Here is a 798-nt window from a genome sequence, read left to right as displayed (position 1 = left end):
CCCCAGCGCGACGAGCGCCAGCCCGGTCAGGCCCACCGCCCACCACGCGAGCAGTCCGAGCCCGGCGAGACCGGCGCCGAGGCCCAGCACACGGGTCAGTTCCGCCGCCGGCGCGCTGGTGCCCGTCTGCAGCAGCGCCGCGGCACAGGCGAGCAGACCGGGTCCGGCCAGAAGCAGGACGGTGAGGCCGACGGCGTCCGCCGCGTCGACCGGACGGGTCGGGGCCGGGCCGGCCGGTGATGTCGAGCGCTCCATGGATTCCCCTCCTGTGCGTCCGTCCGGCCGCGATCCCGCGATCAGGCCGGTGATGATGACCACAGTGAACTGCATGGCCGGATGGGTGTCAAGAGTGATGTTTGATGATGTTTGACGATGTCCAGCACGGGCTGCTGAGCCTCCTATGCTGAGCGCATGCGGTGGAACGGACTCTTCGACGACCTGGAGGCGCACTGGGTCGACCTCGGATGGCAGGAGACGGTGGCCGAGGCCGCGGAGCTGACCCGAGCGGAGTGGATGGCGCTGTCCCTGGCGGACCGCCTGCGCGGAGCCCGCGGGCGGCAGGTCCGGCTCCACCTGGCCTGGGGCGAGGCCGTGGACGGCGTGGTGCACACGGTGGGCCAGGGTTGGGTCGGTGTGCACGTCGACGGCTCGGGATCGGCGATCGTCGCGTTGGACTGCGTGGCGGCCGTGGAGGCCGACCTGACCCGCGCCGCTCTCACGCCCGAGCTCGCCGCGGCCGGCTGGGGGACGGTGCTGCGCGGCATCGCGCGGACGCGCCAGCCGGTGGCAGTGACGGGA

General features: G+C 73.2%; 1 protein-coding gene and 1 pseudogene. One reads left to right on the top strand and one right to left on the bottom strand.

Translation table 11 applies throughout. The features are described 5' to 3' along the window. Window positions 1-330 (bottom strand): annotated as a pseudogene (locus D8M29_RS12795) (hypothetical protein); the annotation flags it as partial. Between the two features lie 81 nt (window positions 331-411). Between D8M29_RS12795 and D8M29_RS12790 the strand changes: the two are divergent. Next, window positions 412-798 (top strand): hypothetical protein (locus D8M29_RS12790; RefSeq protein WP_127446053.1); only part of this gene is annotated, 387 nt, incomplete at its 3' end.

It is taken from the genome of Micrococcus sp. HSID17227 (genome assembly GCF_003989405.1).
Classification (GTDB): domain Bacteria; phylum Actinomycetota; class Actinomycetes; order Actinomycetales; family Micrococcaceae; genus Micrococcus; species Micrococcus luteus.
The sequence above is the reverse complement of the archived record's forward strand: the minus strand, read 5'-3'. Positions and strand labels throughout refer to the sequence as shown.